23 protein-coding genes are annotated in these 24,583 nt (G+C 67.6%); 7 read left to right on the top strand and 16 right to left on the bottom strand.

Going from position 1 to position 24,583, the window contains the following annotated elements; all coding sequences use genetic code 11:
- Positions 1–16: 16 nt before the first annotated feature.
- Entirely contained in the window at positions 17–700 is a 684-nt protein-coding gene (locus ACFY4A_RS29800) for a CatB-related O-acetyltransferase (RefSeq protein WP_390832442.1), read from the bottom strand.
- Positions 701–1,288: 588 nt separating this feature from the next.
- Here ACFY4A_RS29800 and ACFY4A_RS29795 point away from each other — a divergent pair.
- Positions 1,289–2,029 (top strand): SDR family oxidoreductase, encoded by a 741-nt coding sequence (locus tag ACFY4A_RS29795; protein ID WP_390832441.1) that lies wholly within the window; start codon positions 1,289–1,291, stop codon positions 2,027–2,029.
- Between the two features lie 376 nt (positions 2,030–2,405).
- Here ACFY4A_RS29795 and rox read toward each other — a convergent pair whose 3' ends face one another.
- The 3 genes from rox to ACFY4A_RS29780 form a co-directional block, all read right to left on the bottom strand.
- A complete protein-coding gene (gene rox, locus ACFY4A_RS29790) occupies positions 2,406–3,950 on the bottom strand; it encodes a rifampin monooxygenase (RefSeq protein WP_390832440.1) in 1,545 nt (514 codons plus the stop codon).
- Between the two features lie 403 nt (positions 3,951–4,353).
- On the bottom strand, positions 4,354–4,719 hold the full coding sequence (locus ACFY4A_RS29785) for a hypothetical protein (RefSeq protein ID WP_390832439.1): 366 nt from the start codon (positions 4,717–4,719) through the stop codon (positions 4,354–4,356).
- Positions 4,720–5,118: 399 nt separating this feature from the next.
- Positions 5,119–5,484, bottom strand: coding sequence for a hypothetical protein (locus tag ACFY4A_RS29780; protein WP_390832438.1), 366 nt, complete (start codon positions 5,482–5,484; stop codon positions 5,119–5,121).
- Positions 5,485–5,825: 341 nt separating this feature from the next.
- Here ACFY4A_RS29780 and ACFY4A_RS29775 point away from each other — a divergent pair, with 341 nt between their 5' ends.
- Positions 5,826–6,479 carry a hypothetical protein gene (locus ACFY4A_RS29775; protein ID WP_390832437.1) on the top strand — a complete coding sequence of 218 codons (654 nt, stop codon included), beginning with the start codon at positions 5,826–5,828 and terminating at the stop codon, positions 6,477–6,479.
- Between the two features lie 888 nt (positions 6,480–7,367).
- On the opposite strand, the gene ACFY4A_RS29770 is transcribed toward ACFY4A_RS29775, so the two are convergent.
- The 6 genes from ACFY4A_RS29770 to ACFY4A_RS29745 form a co-directional block, all read right to left on the bottom strand.
- On the bottom strand, positions 7,368–7,544 hold the full coding sequence (locus tag ACFY4A_RS29770) for a hypothetical protein (RefSeq protein WP_390832436.1): 177 nt from the start codon (positions 7,542–7,544) through the stop codon (positions 7,368–7,370).
- A complete protein-coding gene (locus ACFY4A_RS29765) occupies positions 7,541–7,885 on the bottom strand; it encodes a DUF6247 family protein (RefSeq protein ID WP_390832435.1) in 345 nt (114 codons plus the stop codon). Before ACFY4A_RS29765 ends, ACFY4A_RS29770 begins: the two co-directional genes overlap by 4 nt.
- Before the next feature lie 29 nt (positions 7,886–7,914).
- Positions 7,915–8,271: a hypothetical protein gene (locus ACFY4A_RS29760; RefSeq protein WP_390832434.1), complete on the bottom strand. Its 357-nt coding sequence runs from the start codon at positions 8,269–8,271 to the stop codon at positions 7,915–7,917.
- Positions 8,272–8,481: 210 nt separating this feature from the next.
- Entirely contained in the window at positions 8,482–8,745 is a 264-nt protein-coding gene (locus ACFY4A_RS29755) for an IS3 family transposase (protein ID WP_390832433.1), read from the bottom strand.
- Positions 8,746–9,301: 556 nt separating this feature from the next.
- Positions 9,302–9,781: a hypothetical protein gene (locus ACFY4A_RS29750; RefSeq protein ID WP_390832432.1), complete on the bottom strand. Its 480-nt coding sequence runs from the start codon at positions 9,779–9,781 to the stop codon at positions 9,302–9,304.
- Positions 9,782–9,785: 4 nt separating this feature from the next.
- Positions 9,786–11,021 (bottom strand): MFS transporter, encoded by a 1,236-nt coding sequence (locus ACFY4A_RS29745; RefSeq protein ID WP_390832431.1) that lies wholly within the window; start codon positions 11,019–11,021, stop codon positions 9,786–9,788.
- A 363-nt stretch (positions 11,022–11,384) separates the two neighbouring features.
- Here ACFY4A_RS29745 and ACFY4A_RS29740 point away from each other — a divergent pair, with 363 nt between their 5' ends.
- A complete protein-coding gene (locus tag ACFY4A_RS29740) occupies positions 11,385–11,804 on the top strand; it encodes a hypothetical protein (RefSeq protein ID WP_390832430.1) in 420 nt (139 codons plus the stop codon).
- Positions 11,805–11,848: 44 nt separating this feature from the next.
- Here the strand turns inward: ACFY4A_RS29740 and ACFY4A_RS29735 are convergent, their stop codons facing one another.
- A complete protein-coding gene (locus tag ACFY4A_RS29735) occupies positions 11,849–12,973 on the bottom strand; it encodes a phosphodiester glycosidase family protein (protein WP_390832429.1) in 1,125 nt (374 codons plus the stop codon).
- Positions 12,974–13,617: 644 nt separating this feature from the next.
- On the opposite strand from ACFY4A_RS29735, the gene ACFY4A_RS29730 reads away from it, so the two are divergent.
- Both ACFY4A_RS29730 and ACFY4A_RS29725 read left to right on the top strand, forming a co-directional pair.
- Positions 13,618–13,788, top strand: coding sequence for a hypothetical protein (locus ACFY4A_RS29730; protein WP_390832428.1), 171 nt, complete (start codon positions 13,618–13,620; stop codon positions 13,786–13,788).
- Between the two features lie 132 nt (positions 13,789–13,920).
- Positions 13,921–14,160, top strand: coding sequence for a hypothetical protein (locus ACFY4A_RS29725; RefSeq protein ID WP_390832427.1), 240 nt, complete (start codon positions 13,921–13,923; stop codon positions 14,158–14,160).
- A 150-nt stretch (positions 14,161–14,310) separates the two neighbouring features.
- Here the strand turns inward: ACFY4A_RS29725 and ACFY4A_RS29720 are convergent, their stop codons facing one another.
- From ACFY4A_RS29720 to ctaD, 3 genes are all read right to left on the bottom strand, one after another.
- Positions 14,311–15,090: a methylenetetrahydrofolate reductase gene (locus ACFY4A_RS29720; RefSeq protein ID WP_390832426.1), complete on the bottom strand. Its 780-nt coding sequence runs from the start codon at positions 15,088–15,090 to the stop codon at positions 14,311–14,313.
- A 497-nt stretch (positions 15,091–15,587) separates the two neighbouring features.
- Positions 15,588–15,923 carry a hypothetical protein gene (locus tag ACFY4A_RS29715; RefSeq protein ID WP_390832425.1) on the bottom strand — a complete coding sequence of 112 codons (336 nt, stop codon included), beginning with the start codon at positions 15,921–15,923 and terminating at the stop codon, positions 15,588–15,590.
- On the bottom strand, positions 15,910–17,592 hold the full coding sequence (gene ctaD / locus ACFY4A_RS29710; RefSeq protein ID WP_390832424.1) for a cytochrome c oxidase subunit I: 1,683 nt from the start codon (positions 17,590–17,592) through the stop codon (positions 15,910–15,912). Before ctaD ends, ACFY4A_RS29715 begins: the two co-directional genes overlap by 14 nt.
- A 314-nt stretch (positions 17,593–17,906) precedes the next feature.
- Here ctaD and ACFY4A_RS29705 point away from each other — a divergent pair, with 314 nt between their 5' ends.
- A complete protein-coding gene (locus ACFY4A_RS29705) occupies positions 17,907–18,542 on the top strand; it encodes a helix-turn-helix domain-containing protein (RefSeq protein WP_390832423.1) in 636 nt (211 codons plus the stop codon).
- The gene (hemQ, locus tag ACFY4A_RS29700; protein ID WP_390832422.1) at positions 18,535–19,254 is read left to right on the top strand and encodes a hydrogen peroxide-dependent heme synthase; all 720 of its coding nucleotides are present in this window, start codon (positions 18,535–18,537) and stop codon (positions 19,252–19,254) included. Before ACFY4A_RS29705 ends, hemQ begins: the two co-directional genes overlap by 8 nt.
- Before the next feature lie 56 nt (positions 19,255–19,310).
- On the opposite strand, the gene ACFY4A_RS29695 is transcribed toward hemQ, so the two are convergent.
- Positions 19,311–19,544 carry a hypothetical protein gene (locus ACFY4A_RS29695; RefSeq protein ID WP_390832421.1) on the bottom strand — a complete coding sequence of 78 codons (234 nt, stop codon included), beginning with the start codon at positions 19,542–19,544 and terminating at the stop codon, positions 19,311–19,313.
- Positions 19,545–19,956: 412 nt separating this feature from the next.
- Positions 19,957–24,528 (bottom strand): carboxypeptidase regulatory-like domain-containing protein, encoded by a 4,572-nt coding sequence (locus tag ACFY4A_RS29690; RefSeq protein ID WP_390832420.1) that lies wholly within the window; start codon positions 24,526–24,528, stop codon positions 19,957–19,959.
- Positions 24,529–24,583 lie beyond the last annotated feature (55 nt).

Genomic DNA, 24,583 nt, shown 5'->3' with positions numbered 1-24,583 from the left:
GCGGATGGACTCCGCGTCAGCCCTGGGTCAAGACTCCTGTCGCATGGCGGCCAGTTGTTGGAATCGAGGCGTCCCATGCCTGGGACGCCTCCTCAAGGGCGTCGATGCTGGATCCGCAGATCACCGACCGGAGAGCGTTGAACTTCTCGTCGCTCCACTGGTAGATCTCCAGCGCCAGGAGCCTGTCGATGGCCTCTGGGGTGAAGCGTTTACGGACTTCCCTGGCCGGAGCGCCAGCCACAACGGTATAGGGCGGCACATCACGTGTGACCACACTTTGAGCAGCGATGACGGCACCCTCACCGAGTGTCACGCCGGGCATGATCATGGCCCGCATGCCGATCCAAACGCCGTCCTTTACCACCGTGTCGCCCTTGCCCAGGTAAGCCCTGACGCGAACGTCACGGAAGGGGTAGAGACTGAACCAGTCTGTGCGATGGATGTGGTTGCCGCCCATGAGGAGCACAGCTTCGCCACCGATGCACACGTAGTCTCCGATGTGCAGTTGGTCAATGGGCCAGGCGGGTTCCCAACCCGTTCGGCTGTATTCGTCTCCGTAGAGGTAGCGCACAACGGACTGCTCGAAGTCGCCGGACCAGGCGTGACTGTAGTAGCTGTGGGTGCCTCGCACGTGGATGTTGGGGTTGGTTACGGCCTCATGAAGGTACTGCGGCCTCGACCAATGACGCTCATTCGACATGTTCGTTTACTCTCAGCTAGAGGCGGACGGAGTTTCTCCCCGGTAGGTAGGAATCCCTATGGCCTGCGCACCGCTTATTCCCCGGTTCCCGGCTGACACCGGTTCGAAAGTTCACACCAGCCCATGCGGCTGCTGTGAACGCCCAGGTACACACGTGAGGAATATCCACATCCCTCAGAGACACGCGCGCTTCCCCTTCCTTTTCACTCCAAAGGAGCGGTTGAGCGGTCAGTTGGCCGAAACATCGTGGACTACGGTCGCTGGCGTTTCCACTGCCACCAGATGCTCCACACAGTTCCCTTGGACCTGATGTGTCTCGACCGGCCGGACCTTGCGTGGTCCGAATGGAGCCATCAATTTGGCGCTCGCTGCCCTCCGCTGCCAGAGTCGGTCTCCGGACTGCAACGATGAACTTGAGGAGGAGAGTGATGCCATCACCCTGAAAATCTTCGACATACGCAAGGATGCCTGGAAGATTTCCCCTGATAGCGTCCTCTTTCGCCGAATTCATTTGTTGCGATTCAGGTGAATCCGAGATGTAAAACGCCACTCAATGACCTCACACAGCGTCGAGGGAGAAAAGAGTTCATGAGTCCAAATCCTTCCCCCCGGGTCGGCCTGGTGACCGGCGGGTCCGGCGGCATCGGCCGCGCGGTCGTCAGGAGGCTGGCCAAGGACGGCCTGGCTCTGGGCGTGCACTACGTCAGCAACAAGGACGAGGCCCACCGCTTGGTCGACGAGATCACCTCGGGCGGCGGCCGGGCGATCGCCGTTGGTGGTGACGTCGCCGACGAGTATGCGATGGCCTGCGCCTTTGACGCCGTCGAAGCCGCCTTCGGCGGCATCGACGTCACGGTGCACGCCGCCGGCATCATGCGGCCCGGCCAGATTGCGACCCTAGACCTAAATGACCTCGACCAGATCCATCGCACGAACATCCGCGGCACGTTCGTCGTCGACCAGCAGGCTGCCCGACGGCTCCGCGCCGGCGGGACGATCGTCAACTTCTCCAGCTCGCTGACCCGCACCCAGTTCCCCGCCTATGGCGCATACGTGGCGAGCAAGGCGGCTGTCGAGGCCATTACCCTGGTCCTCGCTCGCGAGCTGCGTGGCAAGGACATCACTGTCAACGCCGTCGCCCCCGGCCCCGTGGCCACTTCGCTGTTCCTCGATGGTAAGGATGAGGTGGTCATTGACAACCTCGCCAACGCGGTGCCACTCGAACGTCTGGGTCGTCCCGAGGACATCGCCGAGACGGTTGCCTTCCTCGCGGGACCGGCCCGCTGGATCAATGGCCAGGTGCTGTTCAGCAACGGCGGTCTTGCCTGAACAGTGTTTAACCTCGAACTTGCATGAGGGTCCGTCAGCTTGCTGGCGGACCGGGCCTTCACCCCCGAGTCCTGCACACGGGTTATGCGGCTGATGTCAGCGTAGTTGATATTGTTCTGGACGCTCTTTCGTAGGCGTGGACGATCCGGCCTCATCGATGTCTCCCGTGTCGTCCTCGACTCCGCCCACGTGTGGGCTAAAAACGCGCCTCTATCCGCTTCGTCAAGCCGTGGCGGGGGTCGGGGGCTCGTAGAACGTGCCGTCTCGGAGCATGGCGAAGAGGGGAACTTCAGATGCTTCCTCCAGCCTTCCGATGGTCAGCCGCTACTGGCCGCTCCGATCCTCCCTACGGGCCTTTTCGGTTGCTCAGGTGAAATCAGTTGGCGGGCTTGCCGAACCAGCGGGAGAGGTGGTCGTCCAGGTCCAGCTGATCGTCGCCGATCCAGGCGACGTGGCCGTCGGGGCGTAGCAGGACGCAGGGAACATCCAGTACCGCAGTGGGATCCGCGAGGTAATCGACCCGGTCTGACCAGCCGCCGACGGTCAGGCGTTCGGTGCGGTCCAGCAGCAGGCCGCGGCCACGATGCAGCAGACCGTAGAGGTGGCCCTGTTTCACGTCGATGTCGGGCAGGCGGCGGCCGAGCAGGTGGGGGCCTTCGCCGAAGTCGTAGCGGATGCCGATCGCGGTGATCTTCTCGATGAGATAGCGGTTCACCTCGTCGAAGTCCATCAGTTCGGTGAGCAGCCTGCGCACGGCCTTCGGGCCCGGTTCGGTGGACAGCAGTTCCATCTGGGCGCGGGTGTTGTCCAGCACCTCCTCGGCGACCGGATGGCGTTCGGCCTGGTAGGTGTCCAGCAGTGTTTCCGGTGCCCAGCCGCGGATCTGTGCGGCCAGTTTCCAGCCGAGGTTGAATGCGTCCTGAACGCCCAGGTTGAGGCCCTGTCCGCCGGTGGGTGGATGGATGTGTGCCGCATCGCCGGCCAGCAGCACCCGCCCGACCCGATAGCGTTCGGCTAGCCGGGTGGCATCCCCGAAGCGGGACAACCAGCGCGGGGAGTGCACGCCGAAATCGGTTCCGGCGATGGTGCGCAGCTGTTGTTTGAAATCCTCGAGGGTGGGTGGTTCCGCGCGATCGCTGACTCCCGCGGCGGGGACTACGACGCTATACGCCCCTTCGCCGAAGGGCCTGAGCCAGAATCGCTTATTGGTCTCGCCGATTTCGGTCACCTTGGCGGCGATCTCCTCCTGCGGCACACCCACTTCCATCTCGCCCATCAGCGTCTCGGTCCGCGAGGGCTCGCCGGGGAAGCCGACGCCGAGCAGTTTGCGCACCGTACTGCGCCCGCCGTCACAGCCGACGAGATAGCGCGAACGCAGCTGTTCGCCGTCGGCCAGCTCGACGGTCACCCCCTCGTCGTCCTGCTCGAAATCGGCCACCGCACAACCGCGCCGGACCTGCGCACCCAGTTGGATCGCATGTTCTTCGAGCAGGTGAACGATGACCGGCTGCGAGATGCCCAGCAGATAGGCGTGCGCGGAATCCAGGCCCTGGGGCGCGGGTTTGTTGATGGCGGCGAAGAAGCCGCCGGCCGGACGCTGTCTTCCGTGTTCGCGAATGCGATCCAGCAGTCCGCGCATTGCCATCAGCTCGAGACTGCGAATGTGCAGACCGACGATGCGGACGAACGACACGGGCTCGGTTTCCTTCTCAAGAACGAGTACCCGCACATCGTGCAGCCGCAGTTCGGCGGCCAGCATCGCACCAGTCGGCCCGCACCCGGCAATGATCACGTCGAACATGAGGGGCGCGCGATCGGCGCCGGAGGTCGGCGACCGGAGTCCGAGCACGTCGCTCACGGTGAAGCCGCGCTCGACCGTATCGTTCGACGACGGCTCGGCGGTGAACTGCGGAGAGTCCATAGGTGTTGCCTTTCGGGAGTGCCTTGTTGTCGAGGCGCTCCCGGCGACACCTACGTCAATCGCCGGCCGTGACGGGAAGGGGGAGCACCCACGTCGATACTGCGTTCATGGGTCTCACCTCCTCGGGCGGTGTCACGGTCCACTGCAAGCTACAAGCCCGAGCATCACCCCGTCCAATCCTTTCCCAGCCAGGTGATCACGACTCCGAACGGGCCCGTGCGGTTGCAGGGCGAATCCGGCGTGGCGGCCCGGCTGGTCCCGGTCACGGTCGGCGCTCTGCTCCTGGCCCGCCCCGAGGCAGACCGGTTCTCGGAAGGCGCTGCGCACTGGAACCGGAGGCGCTCGACGAGCGCGGGCGGCTGCGCGAGGCCCAGTAGCAGGGTGACCGGCCGCCCCCGCGCGGCTACTTTGCACGGTGGGTCAGAGATGGGAGACCGGAGCCATGATCAGGTTCAGAAACAGGTTCCTGCAGCACTCCGTGCAGGGCGTTCTCGGTGAAGCCGTCGCCGGCCTCGCGGTAGCGGCGCATCACCGTAGAGACCTTGGCCCATCCACCCTGCTTCTCGGCCACGGCGTCGGGGTTGCCGGCGCGGGAGGACTCGGTGACCAGTCCGCGGCCGGGGCTGTGGCCGTTGGGCCGGATGTCCAGCCCGGCGCGGGTGCCGAGCCGGGTCAGGACGTCGCCGACGGCCTCGGGGGTCAGCCCGGCCTGCAGGACGGTGCCCCACCGGTGGTGCAGGCGGCGGTACCAGCGGCGCCAGGCCCGCACCTGTCGGCATACACGTGAACGTGCATAGCCGCGTAAGGCGTCGGTCGATGGTCGACGGGGCGGTGAGAGGACCGGGCGGCCGGGCGGGCTGGAGCCAGCACCACTCGACGAGCAGCACGAGGGTGCCGGACCGGACGGCGGTCGGGGGCAGGCCGCTGTCCGTGCAGAACCGGAGCCAGGTGTTCCAGTCGGCGCCGTAGCTGGCCCTCGTCTTCTCCGGCCGGTGGTCCTCGACGTGCCGGGTGGCGTCGCGGTCGAGCTGGGCCAGCCGGGCCTCGGTGGTGGCGTCGAACCGGCCCGGCGGTGTGCGAGGCCGGTCGGGCCGGTCGTGGTGCTCACCGCGGTCGACAGGTCCGTGTTCGTCATGATCTCCCCTGAATACCCGTCAAGCCCGCTTTATCATGATCTGTCCGGGGGGTCTCCGATCTGTTGGCCGTGCCGGTGCATCGGGTGGGCGATGCGGCCGTGCCAGTCGATGCGCACGAACAGGGGGCCGACCGGTTGGCGGCCGTGCTCGATCAGGCACCGTCTCCAGGCGCGGACCGCGCGGACGGGGCAGGTGGCCGGGTTGGAGCCGTAGGGCACGCCGAGCGGGCCCTCATGGTTGACCTTCGGCCGCCAGACCTCGACGGCCAGGCCCTCCTCGACCTCCCCGAGGTCGGTCCAGTCCAGCAGCCGCAGTTCGGAACGGCGGGCGGCGAGGGCGAAGCCCAGCAGCAGGACGGCGAGGTCCCGGCGACCGCGCCGCGTTCGTCGGACAGCCACCGTTTCACGTGGCCTCCGCGGAACCTACGACAGGCCACATGTCAAGCAGCGACTCGCCGACACTTCCCGGCAACCTACCGCCACAGTGGGTGAGCAGACGTAGGAAGATCACCCGTAAGGGCTAATTGCCATTCAATCTCCGGAAAACAGAGGACTTTTGACGGCCACTCAGCTCTGCTTCAGGGCGGCGTAACGGACCTCTACATACCCGATCAGCCCCACGAAGCCGGAGATCACGATTTGCCCGACATGACAGCAATAGTGGGTGTTAGTACGTTCAATCACGCACCGGCTGCCACAGCGGGTGTTCCTCTCTCGGTCTCAGAAGGAGAACAAGTTACATGATCATGAACCGTTCCCACGCGATCGCCACGGCCGTCGCGACCGCTGCGGCACTGACCGCGACCGGCATCACCTACGCCACCGCCGCCACCGCCCCCCAGGCCCAGGCCCAGGCGGCCCCGGCCGTCGTCCAGCAGGCGCCCGCTCCGGCCTACGGACCGATGGGCAACGAGCGCGGCGAGCGCAACGAGCGCGGCGAGCGCAACGAGCGCGGCGAGCGCGGCGAGCGCCGCCACCACAAGATCGGCAGAATCTTCATCAACGAGCGGTCGTTCTCCGCCCACCCCGACGGCTGCATCACCGTGATCAGCGGCCTGGGCTCCAAGAGCTTCAACATCCGCAACGACAGCAAGACGACCGTCGAGTTCTTCCGCGGCGTCACCTGCGACAACGGCGCCCCCATCGCCACCGTCGGCCCCCACAGCGAGGCCAACAACGTCCGCCCGGGCAAGATCAAGGACGAGGACGAGGACGAGAAGGGCGAGCACGAGAAGGGCGAGCACGAGGAGGGCGAGCACCACAAGAAGCACCACGAGGAGATGGAGGACGGCGTAAAGGTCAAGAACGGAGTCGTCGGCAGCTTCCGCGTCATCAAGCGCCACCATCACGAGAAGGGCGAGCGCGGCGAATTCGGCGGATTCGACGAAGACTAAAAGCAGCAACCGCGTGATGCGCATGCTGGAGAACCCGGCCCGCCGTAATCGGGCCGACGCCCTCCGGCCAGGCGCACAACACAGAATCCCGGCCCGCCGCAATCGGGCCGGGATTCTCGTCTGGGCCCCGGCCCAAGGACATCCCTTCTCGGAACATCCACACCAGACCATTGTCCGACAGATCACGCGCCTGCTACGCCATCCGTCAAGGCCGGGTTCGGTGGCTCTCGCCGAGGTCTGCGAGGAGACCGCGGATTCGGTCGGCGATGGCGTTATTGGGAGCTCCGTCCGGGCGCCGGGTCGATCCGGCCTCCTTCAAGATCTCCCACACCGTAGAGGCAGCCGCCTTGATCCCCAGCACGAGCAGCTCGCCGTGCACCCTCCTATCGCATGCACGGTCCGTGGCCGGCCCGGACGCTTCGGTCCAGAACCGGCCGCGTGGCGGCGCGCGACCAGGTCGCGGTGCCATCGCAGCACCGTCTCCGGGCGCACCAGCAGCCGCACCCTGCGCAGCACATTCCGGGAGTGGGTGCAGCAACGCCGCCAGGAACGCCCGATCACTCGCGTCGAACCGCAGCCTGCTCCCGCCCAGTTGCCGTTCATGTTGGCCAGGCGCAGCAGCATGACCGGTCATGCTGCCGTCTCCCCTGCCCAGGTGAAGACAGCGGGATAGCCGGCAACCCGCATCAGAGACGGCCGATCAAGGCCATGATCTGGACGGATGATTTATCGACACCCGCAGTCTGGCTCACTGCCAGAAACACTCATCGATCACGATCTGAGGATCGGTGGTCCTGCTGGTGAAGTGGTACCGGAGCCACCCCCGGCCGTGATCGAAGTAGATGACGTGTTCGCCACCGGGGCGGGTGGACTGGACGGGTTCGACACTCATTCCGCGTCGCGGTCGCTGTCGATGCCCCGGAAGTACGGGTCAGCGGCGGTGACGAGTTCGGCGCGGGCTTCGTCGACCAAGACACGGGCCTCTTCGGGGAGAGTGCTTCTGTTGTCCTCTGCGTTCTTGGTCCAGTCGGCTTGCCAGGGCGGCCCCATGAAGTCGCCGGTCACTGGCCGGGCTCTACCTTCGCTGCCGTGCGGCGGATGCGTCCGGCTTCTTCAATGAGTGACTTGGCGCGGACGTAGTCAGGTTCCCGGCTGGCCTCGTCCTCCAGGCCGTGCACCTTCGCTTCCAGTTGGGGGTCGCGGGCGAGGGCGAATTCGCCCCACCAGCGGGCCATGAAGGCGGGGACCGGCGCGAGGTCGTAAGCGTCGGCGATGTCGCGGCGCCAGTGTCGATCGAAGTCGACGAGGAGTTGCGGCGCATGCTGGGCGATGGCGGCGCGGAGCGCCTTCGGTGTCCTGTCGGGCATGGAGGGCACGGCTCCAGAGCCGAGGGTGGCGGTAGTCATGAACGGCAGTCCCCATACTTGGCGGTCGGTCAGGCGGCAGTTGGCTTCATCCGGCCTGGGACACTGCCGTCAGGCTCTTCGGCAGATGGTTTCGTGCTGTCCTTGGTGGCGCTTTGTGTGAACCGCTGCCCGGCCCGGGCGAGGCTGTTGTCACGCAGGGTGTAGATCATGCTGGAGTCCTTGTAGCCCAGCATGCGGGCAAGTCTAGCGACCCGTCCGTACGGCAGCTTTCCGCCAACGGGCGCCGTGACGGCGGCACGAACGTCGTCTTCGAGTTGTTTGCGGAGCTGGGCGAGCTGCTTTTCCGCGCGGGTGATCTCGGCGCGGGTATCGCGGACCCTCTGCACGTCGGGGTCCTGGTCGTCCTTGTTCTGCTTCGCCGACATGCTTCGTAGCATGGCACCACAGACCACGGTTTGCAACACTGCAGATATTGACACTATGGTTTAACAGACCACAATATCGTGACCTGCGCAATCGGCACGTCAGCGGTGAAGTCCCGCTGGAACATATCCGGCACCACCCCGTCCGATGGCTCCGGCTCATCGTGGTGACCCCCTTACACAGGTGCACCCCGACAATGTGGAACTTCCCCATCACGCGGGCGTCCTTCTTCTCGTGGTGAAGTCGCGGCCGATCAGGTCCGGGGAGACGGCCGCCTTCTTGTCCGACCTGGTCAGGCTCCGGCGTTTGCGGCGGGTGATTCCGCGGATGCCGCGCTCGCTCATCAGCCGCTCGACCCTCTTGCGGTTGATCCGCCGTCCCTTCCTGCGCAGCGCCGCGGTGATCCTCGGGGCACCGTACGCACGGCGGGAGGCGGTGTGGATCTGCCGGATCTCGGCAGCCAGCTCGTCCTCCATCGGCACGGAGGGGAGTGCGGCCGTGGTTGATCCTCACCCGCGTCGAGCAGGCGACGGCAAGGACATGGCCGATGCCGCGGGCCTTGAGGGCGCTCGACGGCGGCCGTTGGTACCTGGACCGCCACGGGGACAACGAGGTCGTCGCCGCGGCCATCGCCCACCAACGCGACGGACGGACAGGGCCGGCAACACCTGCTGCCGCCGGGTTCGTGGCAGCAGTATGTGGCCGCCTGGGTCTACCCGGCCCGGTACCAGGATCGCGGTAGCCGTGGGCTACTGCCCCCGTGGGTGGCCCCACCACATGTAATGATCTTGGTTGTGGCTGGTGTGATCACGGCGTCGGAGCTGTCTGGATAGCCCGTTCGCCGGGTTGAGTCCGCGTCAGTTCCGCGAGCTGACCACCGTGTTGCGGGGGAAAGGGCAGACCCGGTCCACGAGGGCCGACTCTGGAGGACCGGGTGCTGCTGGTCACAGCGTACTGGCGGACCAACCGCGCATCGTGGTGCGCGCCACCGCATCGCGCACCGTGCCAAATACGGTGCACTGCACCGCATCGTCACCGCAGCCACGCGTTGGAGTGCCGCATCCGGGACAGGGCGCGCGCATCGCGCCGCGCGGCGGCACTGCCGATCCGGTTCCTGCGGGAGCGGGGCCGGAGGGACTGTCCGACGGCGAAGTGGCGCTTCCCGGCCTCCCGCAGCCGCTTGCGCTGCTCGCGCAGCTCCTTCGGCCGCTTCCAGATCGGCTGCCAGGGCGGCGGCCCGTACGCGGCGGCACGTTCCGCGCGGCCTCCCTCACACGGGCGGCGGCGGCCTCGATCCTCCAGTCGTTGGGCGGCGTGGTCATGCGGCTCCTCCCGTGGTGGGTGTCCTCGGACCCGGCGCGGGATGGCGGCCGGGCTGCTGGGTGTATCGGGCGGCGCGGCGGTTGCCGGCTGCGGCCGGGGGTCGCGAGCGGCGGTGCGTTCCCGGATGCCGTCCTGGAGCTTGGCGGCATCTTGGCGGCGGCTCGCGGTAATGGGTGAAGGCGCAGGCAACTGCTCACCGTTGCCCCTCCGCCGTGACGGTCCGGTCCTCCCTGGTCGTCGAACGTTGTTTGCGCGCTGCCGTTTGGTCCCACCAGGCCGGGACGAGGGCCGTCAGCATCAGGAGCGCGGTCAGGACGAATGCCCAGGGGTAGCCGGTCAAGCCGGCCACCGTGCCGAAGCCGACCGCGCCGATGCCCATGCCCGCGTCGTAGGCGACATTCCACAGGGCGCTCACCGTCGCGTACCCGGAGGTCGGGACCCGGGAGTACATCAGGGTGATGGTTGCGCTCTGGGTGATGCCGAAGCCGAGCCCGAATACGGCCGCACCCGCGACGACCGCGAGGGGGACGCCTGTTAGGGCAACGACGAGGATGCCGGCTGCTGAGGTGACCAGTCCCGGCACGACCAGCCCGGCGGCTCCGCGCCGGTCGGCGCGCCGACCGGCGAACCAGCGGGATGTCGTCGCGGCGGCCGGTTGCACGAAGAGAGCCGCGGCGACCACGCCGGAAGAGCCCGGCGCCACGGCCAGTGGCAGAAAGGTGACGACGATCCCCGCGCCCACTGCCGTCACCGCGAACACGACCGTGGGGCGGCCGAGCGTGCCGGAGCGGGCCCCGGCGAAGATCCCTAGAGGTGGCCCCTGCTCCGCTTCCCGGCCGGGCAGGCCCGGGACGGCGGCGATGGAGACCAGGGCGAGAAGTGCCGCTGCTGTGCAAACGGGCCCGTATCCCGTGTGCACTGCCATCCAGGCTCCGAGCGGCAGGCCCACCAGCGACGGCACACCGGCCATGACGCCGATCAGAGCCAGCCCCTCCCCACGTCGTTCGGGCGGGATCAACGACGCCGTCAGCGCCCCGCCCGCCACCAAAGTGAATGCGAAGCCGAGCCCCCGGACAAGGCACACCGCCACGATCCACCCCATACTCTGCGACACGGTCAGGGCCAGTGCCGGAGCACCCAGCAACAACAACCCCGCCCCCAGCAACACGCGGTGGCCACAGCGTGCGGCCAGCCATGGGGCCATCAACTCGCCGCCCACCGTGGCCAGCATCAACGCACCGGTGACCAGGCCCGCCTGGTCACTGCCCCGGCCCGGCACGCTCTGCGTGTACGCCGGGACGACCGACAGCAGCAGGAAGAAGCTCGCCGAGGAGCCGACGACCGTCACAAAGCGCAACAGCAGCGGGCGGGTCACCAGACGCGGCCGCGCCTCGGCAACTCGGTCTTCGGGATCGACGGATGAGGCCATGGGATGAAACTAGGGGACGGAGTCGCCCGAAGGCTCCCCGTTTCCACGTCTGTTCACCGAGCCAGTTTGCGGTCTGTCATTGGTGACCCATTGGATGCGCCATTCGGCGAGTCTGTGGTAGCGGAACGAGGGTGCAGGCGATGCCGGCGAAGGCCAGGGAAGTGGCCCGGCTTTGCGTTCGTAGCTCCAGTGGCGGCGCCGGAGCGACATCACTTCTCATCAGCATTGTTCACGCTGAAGCGCGGTGGTCGCCCGCGGCCGCGTAGTCGGCGGCCATGCCGAGCATCGTCGCGAGACTCTGGCGCCGTTCGTCCTCGCCGCCAGCGTCCTCCAGGCGGGCCAGGAGGACGCGGCCATCTTGGCGTGACCATCGGTGACCGGCAGATGGACGCCCTGCCGCTGAACCGCCACACCTGGCACGGCGACTGGAACTACACGTTGCGGCCCGAGCCCTACGCCGAGATCGACGAAGCCCCGGATCCGTTCGACCAGCCGAGCCCGGACCTGCCCTGGCTGTGCCACCCGCTGTTCACCGGACTCACCGCGGTCGAGTGGGACGCCCTGATCGTCCAGCTCCTGACCCTCCACGACGACCAGCGCGAAGCCGATCTGGACAAGCGGTGTGGCCACCGGCCACGCGTCAAGGACGACGGCACCACCGGACGCCGGCCGATGCTCACCCTCGCCGACCGGCTCCTGGCCACCGTGCTGCACTACCGCCTGGCCCTGCCCCAGGTCGCCGTCGCCACCCCATCACAGACCAGAGGTGCTGGACAAGACTGACCCGGACCAAGGGGCTCGGGCCAGTCGTCGCGGTGGCGGCAGCGTCAGCCCAGGCCGCCGCGGTAACGAGTGTTCATGAAGACAAGGGCGTCGCCGACGGGCCGCTCGGTCGTCCCGCTCGGCCGGTTGACCAGGGCGCCCTCGACCGACATGGCGGTGGAGCCGCCGCCGTCGAGGTTGACCGCGTCGTGCATGCCCAGAGCGTCAGCGACAGCGGCGGTCTCGGCCATCGTGGTGCCGACGCTGCTGGTCATACGGCCGTCGATCGTCGCAAGCACGATCTTTCCGTCTCGCGTGGTGCCGGCGATGGTACGGGGGTTGCGCGCGAAGAAGCTACCCGAACCGGCCGGTACCACGATCTGCCCGTCCGCGGTGAGCCGGTAGCGGCCGTTCACGCCGAACAGACCCTTGCGCGCGGGGAGTTCCTCACCCTGCTCGTTGACCAGGGTGGAGGTCTCCTTGACGCACCCCTGTCCTGCCACCTGCAGCAGGGACGCCGCGTCCCGGCCCGTCGCCTGCAAGGAAGTCTGACCGCCTGTCAGCGTCGTGCCACGGGTCGTGGACGTACGCACCACACAGCCGTGCCGGTCGAGGACGACCTCCACGCCTGCCCCGGACGGGGTGGCGTCGGCGAACTCGGGGGTGAACTCGACCACGTCGCCGGGCACGGCGCACTGGGTCTGGTCGGTGAGGCCGGAGCAAGCGCCCGGAACCACCGGCGGGTGGTTGATGAACTTCAGCGGCAGCGTGGCCTCGGTCTGCCGGTTCTGCACGCCACCGGACCAGCTCAGCTTGCCCATGAGGACCCGGTTGCTGTTGGCATCCACGACGAAGTCGACCTCATCGCTTCTTTGGGTGGGCTCGCTGAGGAGCTTTCCACCGAACAGGCCCAGGCCCACCGGATCGCCGGGGTACTGCGCGCTACCGGTGAAGGTGAAGAAGGAGGCGTTGACCCCGGCCAGGGCGCCGGAGGAGCGGACAAGGTCAGTGGTCTTCTCCGTCTTGGCCAGGTCCGGCCCGTAGGTCGCCTCCAGGTGCCCGCGCGTCATGCGGGGGTCGATCGTCAGTACGTTGACCATCCAGGGGCCGCGCGTCGTGGTGTTGATCTGATCGGCCGGAGCGGGCTCGGTCCCACGGACGATGCGGGTCAGTGTGACGCCGTCGGACAAGGTTTGGCTGCTACGAGTTTCTTCCAGACCGGCATCGCCCAGTGGAAGGGACGTCTCAGCGGCTGCGGCGTGGCTGGTCGGGGCGAGAACCAAGGTCAGAGCAGCCGTCGCAGCTGCCGTCGCGACCGCTGCGGCACACTTCAGCCCGGACACGGAGCGGGAGTTGGGAGTCATGCCGCTAGCTTCTTTGACCTGGGAAAACTTCTGCCCCTCTGGTAGTTGATCGATTGGCGACAGGCGGATTAATGCTCAATGCCAGCAAATTAAGGCCGAGTTGGGGGGATGTCAACTCCGGTTGTGGGCGGTTGATCGAGATGCTGACCGTGGTCTCGTTCATCGGCAGGTCGTTGCGGGATTTACGGAAGGCGGAGGGGGACCGTGGACGGTTGAACCGTCGCGGCAGGATCCGCGATCGGCGGCGTTCGGGCAGGAGTTCGCGTGGGTGGAGTATCGCAGCCCGGATCCGTGACGCTGCCTGCGCCGGGGGGCTTTGGAAGCCGGCCCGCGCGCGGTGTCCAGCCGCTCCATGAACGCGCCGCCGGCTGCGACTGCCTGGCGGGCCTGCTCGGGCTGGTGGGACAGAGCGTAGGCGCGGGCGGCGACGGCGGCCGGTTCCCGGCGACCTGCCGGTCCTGCTCGGCGGCATGGAAGTCCCGGACTACGTCCGTCAGGTGGTCACCGACGAGGCGAACGACCTGCGGCACCGGTTCCTCGCCGCGGCCGACCACTTCGCGCAGGAGTGGGACCCGCACTTCGCGGAACGCTTCAACCATCCCGCGCCCGTGCAGAGCGAACCGAACGGGCAGACCGCGTGATCGTCCACATCGACCGTGCCTGGCTGCTCGATGTCGCCCACCGGTCCCTTCCCGGGGGTCCGGACGTGACCGACTTCGGCAGTCTTCAGGCCGCGGTAGCGCGGCACGTCGACAAGGTGATTGGACCGGCCCGTGTACCCGGCTCCGCAGAACCGGGCGGCGGCGCTCATGCACCAGCTCGTGCGCGTGCCCGCGCTGAAGTACGCCAACGAGCTGGTCGGGACGGACGTGGCGGCCTCCTGTCTGACGGTGTCCGGCGCCGTGGTGACGGCGGACTTCAAGCAGGCCGGCGACCTGGCCGAGCGGATCGCCCGCGACGGGCTGGACGTGCGCGAGGTCGCTGAGGAGATCAAGGGGTGGACGTCGACCTGACGTCCCGTGCACGAAAAGGGGCCCGGTGCCGTTGGGTAGGAGCCGCCGAGCATGCCACCCCTGGGATTGGAGCCAGGTCACCTGCTCCGCGACGTGGTCCACGTCGAAGAGCCGGTGGACCAGGTCCGGCGGGGGCTGCCCGCCGGACGGTCATAGCAGCTCCTCCAAGCTGGCGGCGACCTCACGGTAGCGAGCCACTGGGATCAGGTGCACGCCGTCAAAGGCTCCTGACTCCCGGATGCGGAGGATGTGTTCACAGGTGGCCTCCACACCGGCGAGACGGTCGGTGGCGACCTTCTCCACCAGGGCGGTGGGGATGTCGATGTCGGGGATGGCCGCGGCGAGACGCCGGGCGTGGTTCTCGCTCGCGAGAACCATCACGCCCGCGTAGACGGGAACTTCGACAGGGTTGGCTTCCCGCCACTCCAGCAAAGCATCCAGGGAAAAGCTCACCTGCACGAACACGAAGTCAGCGCTTCGCTTCCAAGGGGGCAGGGGCCGCAGCCCTGCCGCCGTACCCACACGAAACGGCTGCACTCCCGCAAACGCCGCCCCCTGTGCCGCGGCCCGCACCTCCTCAAGCATCGTCCGCACCGTCAACTGCCCTGTACGGCTTCCGGCCGCCGGCTTGTCCCCGTACACGAAGAGAAACTGATCCACGCCGTATGCCGCTGCGGTCAGCATGTCCCGCTGAAATCCCAGCAGGTTACGATCACGGGCGTTCAGGCAGGCGATGCTCCGGCCGCCCATCGCCTCGACCTCGTGTGCGACCGCCAGGCTGGACACGGTCGCACGGCCTATGTGGTTATCGGGAATGAGGAAGGAGTCGGCTACCTTGCCGAGCGTTCCGATCTGGTGACGGACGTGCTTGAGATCCGGCCTTGTCGGGGGCTCGATCTCGCAGATGACCTGGAAGGGTTGGTGGCTCATGGCATTGAACCCATGGAACGGGCCTTTACTCGAGTACGGGTGCTCAGGTGTGGAGTCGGCTGCCGCACGGCAGGGATGGCGCATCGTGTCGTCTTTTCGGTGGAGTGCTGGGTGCCGTCGGTGATGGGATTGCTGGTGAAGCAGCGGGGGCCGGCTGCCCGGCAACCGGCGAAGTCGGTGTGGGACGGCGGACCGGCTGCCGAGCTGGGGAACGCGGAGGCTGTGTGGGAACGTTCGTGCTCCCGAAGGAGAGGGTGTGTCAGTCCCTGTCCGAGCCGGGTGACCACGATTCCGTGGCGGCAGTTCCGGCTCACCGCCTGCGTGGGCTGCGCGGACGCGGTCTTTCGTGGCTCGGCGGGCGGGGTCCTGATCGCCCCACTCCTCATGGTGACCCTGCGCGCGAAGATCCCAGAAGGCCACACCCAGGAGGAGTCGGCGGTGGGCGTTGCCCCCGCAGCGGACGGACCGGGTCCGGATCAGCGGCAACCGGTGTGTTGTCACTGGTGGATCAGAGCGAGAAGCCCGGTTGCCGTAGCGGTGGTTGCCGCCGCGGTGCTCCAGGCGAGCAGGCGCAGCCTGCGGTAGCGGTCGGTGTACTCGGTGCGCAGTTCCGCGGCGCGCGCGACGATGCGCTCCAGGGTGTGGCGGGTGAGCCGGTCACGTTCCTCCAGGTAGGCCCGGCGCAGTTCCTCGCGCTGGTCCACGGCGAGCAGGATGAGGCCGTCCAGGAAGGTCTCCGCGTCGGCCAGGGCCTGGCTGCGTTCGGCCTCGACCAGGAGATAGCCTTCGAGCCGCTGAATCCCGAAGGACGCTTCTTCGTCAAGAGAGTGCATGGTGATGTGCCTCTCCCCGGGAGATGGACGTCAGATCGCCCGCGATCTCCGGATGGTGCAGGTCGAAGGCCGGGGATTCGCTGCGGATCGCCGGAAGCCGGGTGAAGTTGTGGCGCGGCGGCGGGCAGGAGGTCACCCACTCCAGGGAACGGCCGTACCCCCACGGATCGTCGGTCTCCACCGGGCGTCCGTACTTGGCGGTCTTCCAGATGTTGTAGAGGAACGGCAGCATGGACAGGCCCAGCAGGAAAGAGCTGATCGTGGAGATGGTGTTCAACGCGGTGAAGCCGTCGGCGGCCAGGTAGTCGGCGTAGCGTCGGGGCATGCCTTCGGCACCCAGCCAGTGCTGTACGAGGAACGTGCCGTGGAATCCCACGAAGAGCGTCCAGAACGTGATCTTCCCAAGGCGCTCGTCAAGCATCTTTCCGGTGAACTTCGGCCACCAGAAATGGAATCCGGCGAACATGGCGAAGACCACCGTACCGAAGACCACGTAGTGGAAGTGCGCGACCACGAAGTACGAGTCGTGGACGTGCGAGTCCAGCGGCGGCGACGCCAGAAGCACACCAGTCAGCCCGCCGAAGACGAAGGTGACCATGAATCCCACGGACCACAGCATCGGTGTCTCGAAGGAGAGCGAGCCCTTCCACATCGTGCCGATCCAGTTGAAGAACTTCACACCCGTCGGCACGGCGATGAGGAAGGACATGAGGGAGAAGAAGGGCAGCAGTACGGCACCGGTAACGAACATGTGGTGCGCCCAGACGGTCAGGGAGAGGCCGGAGATGGTGATGGTCGCGCCGATCAGCCCGATGTAGCCGAACATGGGCTTGCGGGAGAAGACCGGGATGATCTCCGAGACGATCCCGAAGAACGGCAGAGCGATGATGTACACCTCGGGGTGGCCGAAGAACCAGAAGAGGTGCTGCCACAGGATGGGCCCTCCATTGGCGGCGTCAAAGATGTGCGCACCGAACTTGCGGTCGAATTCCAGCGCCAGCAAGGCAGCCGCCAGCGGCGGGAAGGCGAGCAGCACCAGCAACCCGGTCATCAGCACCGTCCAGGTGAAGACCGGCATGCGGAACATGGTCAGTCCCGGTGCACGCATGCAGATGATCGTGGTCATGAGGTTGACGGCGCCGAGGATGGTGCCGAACCCGGACAACGAAAGCCCCATGATCCACAGGTCTGCACCGATGCCGGGCGTGTAGGCCGGACTGGACAGCGGTGAGTAGGCCGTCCAGCCGAAGTCCGGGGCGCCCTGCGGGGTGAGCAGGCTCGCCATAACGATGAGGGACCCGAACAGGTAGAGCCAGTAGGCCAGCATGTTCAGGCGTGGGAACGCCACATCGGGCGCGCCGATCTGCAGCGGCGTGATCCAGTTCGCGAATCCGGAGAACACCGGAGTGGCGAAGATCAGCAACATGACGGTGCCGTGCATGGTGAAGACCTGGTTGTACTGCTCCGCCGACATGATCTGTATGCCGGGGCGTGCCAGTTCGGCCCTGATGAGCAGGGCCATCAGGCCTCCCACCAGGAAGAACGCGAACGACGTGACCAGATACAGGGTGCCGATCATCTTGTGGTCCGTGGCGACCAGCCACCTGACCGGGGAACTTCTGGATGTCTCGCGTGACGCGCCGGCGTTTTCCAGGCGAAGGGTCGTCATGGTGCGTTCTCCTTGGTTCTCTGAGCTGCCCGACGACGGGGGAATCGTCGGGGCCGGCTGGGTGACACGCGGCGCTCGGGCGCGACCGACTTGACGGGTGTAGCTGGCCCCGGCTTCCGGCGGCAAAGCGATTGCCTCGTTGGCAAACCATTTGCCAGCCAGGCATGCACCTTCTTACGGTTTGCCTATGAGGCATCAAATTTGCCCGGCGACCCCGCCGTGTTCTGGACAGCGCCTCCTTCTGCTCCTGTCCCCGACACCGTCCCCGCCTGCCCGTTCGATCTCGTCCGCTCCGTCAGATCTGGATCCAGAGCGTGAACAGACTTGAGGACGATCCGGTCCGCTCCGCACTGGACGCCGTCGCGCCGCAACTGCGCCGGCTTCGGCGCCGAAGCGCACTCAGCCTGGAGGAGGCGGCCCGTTCCGCCGGGCTCTCCCCCGCCCATCTCTCACGCCTGGAGAACGGCCGTCGCTGGCCGTCGCTGGCCATGCTGATCTGTCTGGCCCGCACCTACGGAACGACGGTGGCCCAACTGCTCGGCGAACTCCCCGTCGACCACCACGCCGTGGTCCGCGCCACTGACCTGGCCCCCATCGCGGCGAACGGCGGCACGTACTGGCCCGCCGGCGCTCCCGGTCGCGGCACAAGGGCACTGCGCATCCACGTGGACCCGCGACGCCGGGCGGGCGACCCGTACAGCCACCCCGGTGAGGAGTGGCTGTACGTACTCGACGGATGTCTGAGGCTCCGTCTCGGAGCTGCCCGCTACACCCTGGCGCCTGGCGACAGCGCGCACTTCGACTCGAGCACCCCGCACCACCTAGCCGCCGCGGGGCACGGCGGAGCCGACCTCCTGTACCTGCACACCCTGTCCGGGCCCGGCCTGGGCCCAGGGAGGGCCTGCGGACCTGCCCACCAAGCACCGAACGGAGCCGCACCCCATGAGTGACGACGCCCCCGCCCGGATCCCGAACATCGGCAAGAAGGCCAAGGACCTCAACAAGGTCATCCGCTACACGCTGTGGTCCGTCTTCAGGCTCCGCGGCATGCTGCCCGAGGACCGCACCGGCCACGCGGGCGAGGTTCAGAACCTCTTCGACCGGCTCGCTGCCCAGGACGTCACCGTCCGCGGCACCTACGACCTCTCCGGCCTGCGAGCCGACGCCGACCTGATGATCTGGTGGCACGCTGGCACCGCCGACCAACTCCAGGAGGCCTCCAACCTCTTTCGCCGCACCCGGCTCGGCCGCGCCCTGGAACCGGTCTGGTCGAACATGGCCCTGCACCGCCCCGCCGAGTTCAACCGCTCCCACATAGCCGCGTTCCTCGCCGACGAGACCCCCCGCACCTACGTCAGCGTCTACCCGTTCGTGCGCTCCTACGACTGGTACCTGCTGCCCGAAGAGGAGCGCCGCACGATGCTCGCTGACCACGGCAGGATGGCCCGCGGCTACCCCGACGTGCGCGCCAACACCGTCGCCTCCTTCTCCCTTGGCGACTACGAGTGGATCCTCGCCTTCGAGGCCGACGAACTCCACCGCATCGTCGACCTCATGCGTCACCTGCGCGGCTCCGAGGCCCGCCGCCACGTCCGTGAGGAGATCCCGTTCTTCACCGGCCGCCGCAAGAACATCACCGACCTCGTCGCAGGCCTGGCATGACTCACCCACACACGCAGGGCTGTTGCAAAGTCAGGTTGATCACGGATCGCTGCTGGTCAGCCGATGTGTAGGGGGTCCAGCGGCCGGGTGAAGGGCTGGTAGGACATGGCGCGGACAGCGGCGGCGATGTTGGTGGGCCGGCCCCGCGGAGCCGGTTGATCGCCACCAGCGCGTCGGTTCACGGTCACGCCGGTCAGATCGTAAGGGGTCAACAGGATGGCGAAGCAGGTGATTTCGTTGGTCTTGCCCGGCACCCGCAGCTGAGTGTCGGCCATCCCGTCTGCGGTCATCGCGGCCAGCAGATGCGCGGCCGGACTGTCGCCGGTACGCGAGCCGCGGGCCCTCCTGCCATCCACGGCCGCGCGTCAGCCCCAGCCGGGTCCGCTCCCAACAGGTCGGCGAGCGACGCCGGGGCAGGTGTGGTTGATGACCCGGCGGATGGCCGCCGTGCTCGGTGCGAGGCGCACACCGAACGCGGTCACGGTGCGGGCGCCGAGTCCGGCGAGGGTGTCCTGCGGGGCGCTTTGGCCCCACTGGCCGATCGCGGCGAACGAGCGCGCCCGGCCACCACAGCCGAGCTGCCAGCAACACGCACACGAAGGGGTGACGCCTTCCGCGCCGGTCACGCGGATCGGGCAAGGTTGCGCAGACGGGAAGGGCCCGCGCCGGTGAACGGCGCGGGCCCGGTGGATCAGGCTCCTCTCAGCAAGCGGTGGGGCGGAGGGCGAAGTCGGTGGTCACCGCCTCGCTCGCCTTGAGGTTCACCAGCCTGGACTGCGGCTTCCAGCCATCCTGAGCCGCGATGATCTCGACTGGGTTGTCCCTCGGCGCCCAGATGACGTATCGGCCGTCCGCATCGGTCTTCAGGGTGTGGGTCCAGCCCTTCTTGCCGTTGATCTGGACGGTCGCCCCGCGCAGCGCGGTGCTGTTGCCACGGCAGTCGACGCCGGTGACGACGCCCGTCGCCTTGCCCCAGTCCTTGGGCGGCTGCACGGCCATCGTCACGTCGATCGGTGCCACGGGCGGGGTGTCCGCCTTGATGCCGAGCTGGGCGGTGTACTTGCCGGGCTGCTGCACGCCCGCCGTCGTGGAGGCCTCAAACGTCAGGTTCACCGTGATGCTCTGCCCGGGCTGCAGCGTCGCCGAGGTCGGGGACGCGGACAGCCACGGTACGTCGGTGACAGTGGCGCACTGGTCGAAACCGGGCAGCAGTTCGCTGTCCGGCGTCGGGGTGAAGCCGCCGGTCGAGCCACCGACCTTGATGAACCCGCACGCCGCACCCGCCCGGTAGCGGGCGAAGTTGGCGTTGGGCAGCGCCGACCAGGAGTTGGCCGCCGGGTCGTACGCCCAGCCCTGGTTGGTGACCGTGGTGGAGTTGTTGATGACACCGGTGGAGACCAACAGCAGGCCGTTCGCGGTGTCCGCGGCCACCCCCCAGAAGTCGACCGGCAGGTCGGCCATCTGGGTCCAGGCGTTCGCACCCGGGTTGTAGGCGTACGTGCCCTTCAGCGTCGTCGACCCGTTGCCGCCGGCGCAGTAGAGCGTGCCGTCGATCCCGCCGCAGCCCTGCCACGCCACCGCGACCGGGTACGCGGCGACCGTGGTGAACGTGTCGGCCCCCGGGTTGTACCGGACGGTCACATTGGACTTGTTGCAGGTTCCGTCCACGCAGCCGCCGACCAGGTAGATCTGGCCGTCGACCACCCCGATGCCGGGCGCGGCCCGCGGGGCCGGGTTGGTGCCGGCCCGGGTCTCCCACGCGTTGGTACCGGGGTCGTAGGCATAGACCTTTGCCGACGTGTTGCCCGCCGAGTTCCAGCCACCGAAGACGTAGAGCTTGCCGTCGACGAACGCCGCTGCCGGCTTCTCCAGGGCCGCCGGCATGTCGGCGATCTTCGTCCAGGTGTTCGCCGCCGGGTCGTACACGTAGCTGCTGGCGAGGTTGGCGGCGCCGTCGGTTCCGCCAACCGAGTACACCTTTCCGTCGTACGCGGCCACGGCGTTGTCCATGACCTTGATCGGGTAGTTCGCCGTGTTGATCCACGGCGGCGCGTACGGGGACGGCTCCAGGACGTCACCGGGCTGGCTGTCGCCCCGCCAGGCGGGCGATACTCCGCCCCCCTTGACCCGGATGTTCTGCAGGCGCGCGCCACGCGTACCGAGGATGTCGAAGTCGCCCGCCCGCTCGGACAGCTCAAACGTGGCAGCTGCGGTGCCGTCGTTGCGGATTGTCGTCGTCGCCGTCTTGGTCTGGCCCAGCGTCAGGGTGCTCTCCACCGATGGCGGGGTGATGGTCAGCCGGCCCGCCTTGAGCGCGAAGTCCTCCCGCGTGGCCCGGTCAGCCGCCACATCTACCGTGGACGTGACCGATTTGTACTGTGTTTTCACCCCGGTGAACGGGTGGTTCCCGGTCAGGGTCGAGAACATCCAGTAGAAGCCGTCGCCGAGTTCGGCGTCGTCCGGAGTCGGCCCGGTCACCGCCTTCTCCGCCGGCTTGTCCTCACTGGTCACTGTCGCATCGTTGAGCCCGGCGCTGGTGTTGCCGTCCAGCACCCGGCCGACCACCAGGCCACCCGGGATCGGGTCGCAGGACCGGTTGACGATCGACACGTTGTCCAGCTCCCACCACCATGCGTAGGTGGCCTGGTAATGGAACCGGATCCGCACGTCGGACTTCCCGGCCGCCTGCGGCACCGGGATCTCCTCCAGCACCGGACCACGCCGGCTGGTGCTGGTCCAGCGCGACACGTTCTTCCAGGTCGTGCCGTCGTCAACGCTCACGTCGACGTCGGCGAACCCGCCGAGCGCCCGGTAGTCGCTGTTGAACCGCAGTACCGGTGCCGGTACGGCGGACAGGTCCATCGCCGGGGTGATCAGCGCGGTGTCCATCGGCTTGCCGGAACCGGCGTTGTCGCTGTCCGCGATGGCGTACTTGCCGCTGCCGCCGGTGAGGTTGCCCCGGTTCCTCGGGTCGGTGAAGTTCCAGCCGCCGTTGGGGGTGGTGTTCACCACGCTCCAGCCGGCCGGTGTGTCCCCGGACTCGAACTGCTCGGCGACGACCGGTTCGCCGTAGCCGGTCTTGTACCCGGTGGCGTCGCAGGAGTTCTCGACCGCAAGGTCGAAGTTCCGCACCAGGTTGCTGTCAGTGACGGTGACTTGTGCCGTGCCTTGCTGGTAAGACGGGTACATCGCCTTGACCGTCAGGCCGTACTCGGCCCCCTGCGGCAGATCGACGCTGTACGCGCCGGTCGCCGGGTCGGTGAAGACCGGGCCGCCTGGCTTGCCGGCCACGTCGATGCGCGCGTAGAGCGGCCAGCCATGCCCGGAGCCGTCCTTCACCACGCCGCTGACCTTGCGCAGCGGAACCGGGTCGAGCGCGAAGCTCGCCGTCACCGCGCCACCGTCCGGCACGGTCACCGTCTCGGACTTCGACGCGTAGCCGAATGCCGAAGCGGTCACCTCGTGCTGACCAGCCGGCAGGGTCAGCTTGTACCCGCCCTGGTCGTCGGTGACGGTGCCGCTACCGCCGACGCGTACCGTCGCACCGGCGATCGCTCCGCCACCGGACTTGGTGACCTTGCCGGTCACCTCACCCCGCGGGCCGTTCACGCAGTTGGGGAACTTCATCGCACCGATGCGGGTCTGCCAGTTGGCGGAGCTGGTCTGGGACAGGTACTCGGAGGTGAACCAGAACGTGCAGCCGTCCGTCGGGTCCACCGACATCGAGCTGTAGTCGCCCCAGCGCGCCGCCGAGTGGGTCTGTGCGCCGGTCCCGGCGATCAGGGTCCGCTCGCTCTGCCCCAGTTCGCCCAGCGGGTCACCGGAGAGTCGCCCGGCCACCCGGATCGACGGGAAGGACGTGCTGCCCGATGACGAGTAGCCGATGGCCATGTTGCCGGATACGTCCATGGCCGCGCTGGCCATCCACCGGTTCTCGCCGTCCGGCGCATAGGTGCCCTGCTGATGGACAGCCCAATCGGTGGGCGAGTTGCTGCGCAGTTCGTACCACCGTACGCCGGCGTGGTCGCCGCCGGCATCCACGGTGTGGTTGAGCACCATGGAGGCGTGGTCGCCGAAGTTGCGGTAGGCCGCCCGGTACATCAACCGGTCGGAGATCGCGTCCAGCCGCGCCGACGTGCCCTGCTGCGGGATGCAGGACCGGGCGTTGTTGCACATGTTCGAGTCGAACGGTGCGGTCTCCAGGGACCGGTTCGGGGCCAGGTTGTTGCCGAAGGTGGAGTTCGCCGGGTTGGTCCAGTCGACGTGGAAGTCCCACATCAGCAGCCGGTCGGTGGGCGAGGTGCCCCACGCGTCGTCGTCGAACATGACGAACGGGTTGGGTGCCCCGGCCGGCGGCGCCTGACCCTCTGCGTCGGCGGGCAGCAGGCCGCCGAAGTCCGGACCGAGGTGGAAGTACACCATCCGGGCCGGCTGGCCGGTGAGCATCTTCTCCCGCTCGAAGGCCACCGCTCCGGCGCCGACAAAGGACGGCGCGAACTCGTTGGTGGTCATGTAGTAGGCGTCCGGCCAGATCCCGTACTTCGGGTAGTCGTTCATCCGGGTCTGGTGGTAGAGGAAGTCGTACCGGTAGAAGGCCCCGGTCGGGTCCGGGGTCTGCGAGATCGCCATGCACTGGTGGTTGCCGGCGGATCCGCCCGGCAGGGCGAACTGGGTGATCATCCAGCGATCGGCGGTCTCGTCGTAGAGGACCACCGGGTCGCCGTCGTTCCTGGTCTCGCACGGTCCGCCGAAGCCGGCGAAGACCGCATTGCCCGGCAGTGGCCCGAGCAGCTTGTTGCCGCTCTTGTCGAACACGGCGTAGTGGAGGTTGACCATCTGGACGTAGTGGTTGGGGCCGACATCGCCGTTGGTGTCCGGCGGAAGCACCCCGTCGACGTTGCCGACGCCCTCGAAGTTGGCCTTGAACTCGGGTACCTGGCTGGCGGTGAGGCCACGCTGGACCTGGCTGCTGCCCTCCTTCGCGGACGGGTTGACGGCGGCGCGCTCCAGCGAACGGGCCGGCTGCACGGAGGGCTTGGCGCTGCTGCGCTTGTCACCGCCAGGCTTCGCGGCGATGTCACGCAGCTTTGGGGAGAGGTCGTGTTGCACCGCGTCACGTACCTTGGCCTTCGCGGCCGGCCGGGCTACGGGTGCGGCGGCGGGCACCGTGTCGGCGGCCTTCGCCGCGGCTGGTAGGCCGCCGACGAGCAGGGCCAACATGGCCAGGACTGCCACCAGTCCCGCTCGTAGCGATCTTCGTCGTGTACGTTGCATGGGACATTACTCCTTGCCGAGTCAAACCAGGGATGTCTCAGACCACGTGGGGGGT

This window comes from Streptomyces sp. NPDC001292 (genome assembly GCF_042896465.1).
Taxonomy (GTDB): Bacteria; Actinomycetota; Actinomycetes; order Streptomycetales; family Streptomycetaceae; genus Streptomyces.
This window is presented reverse-complemented; position numbering and strand designations above follow the sequence as displayed.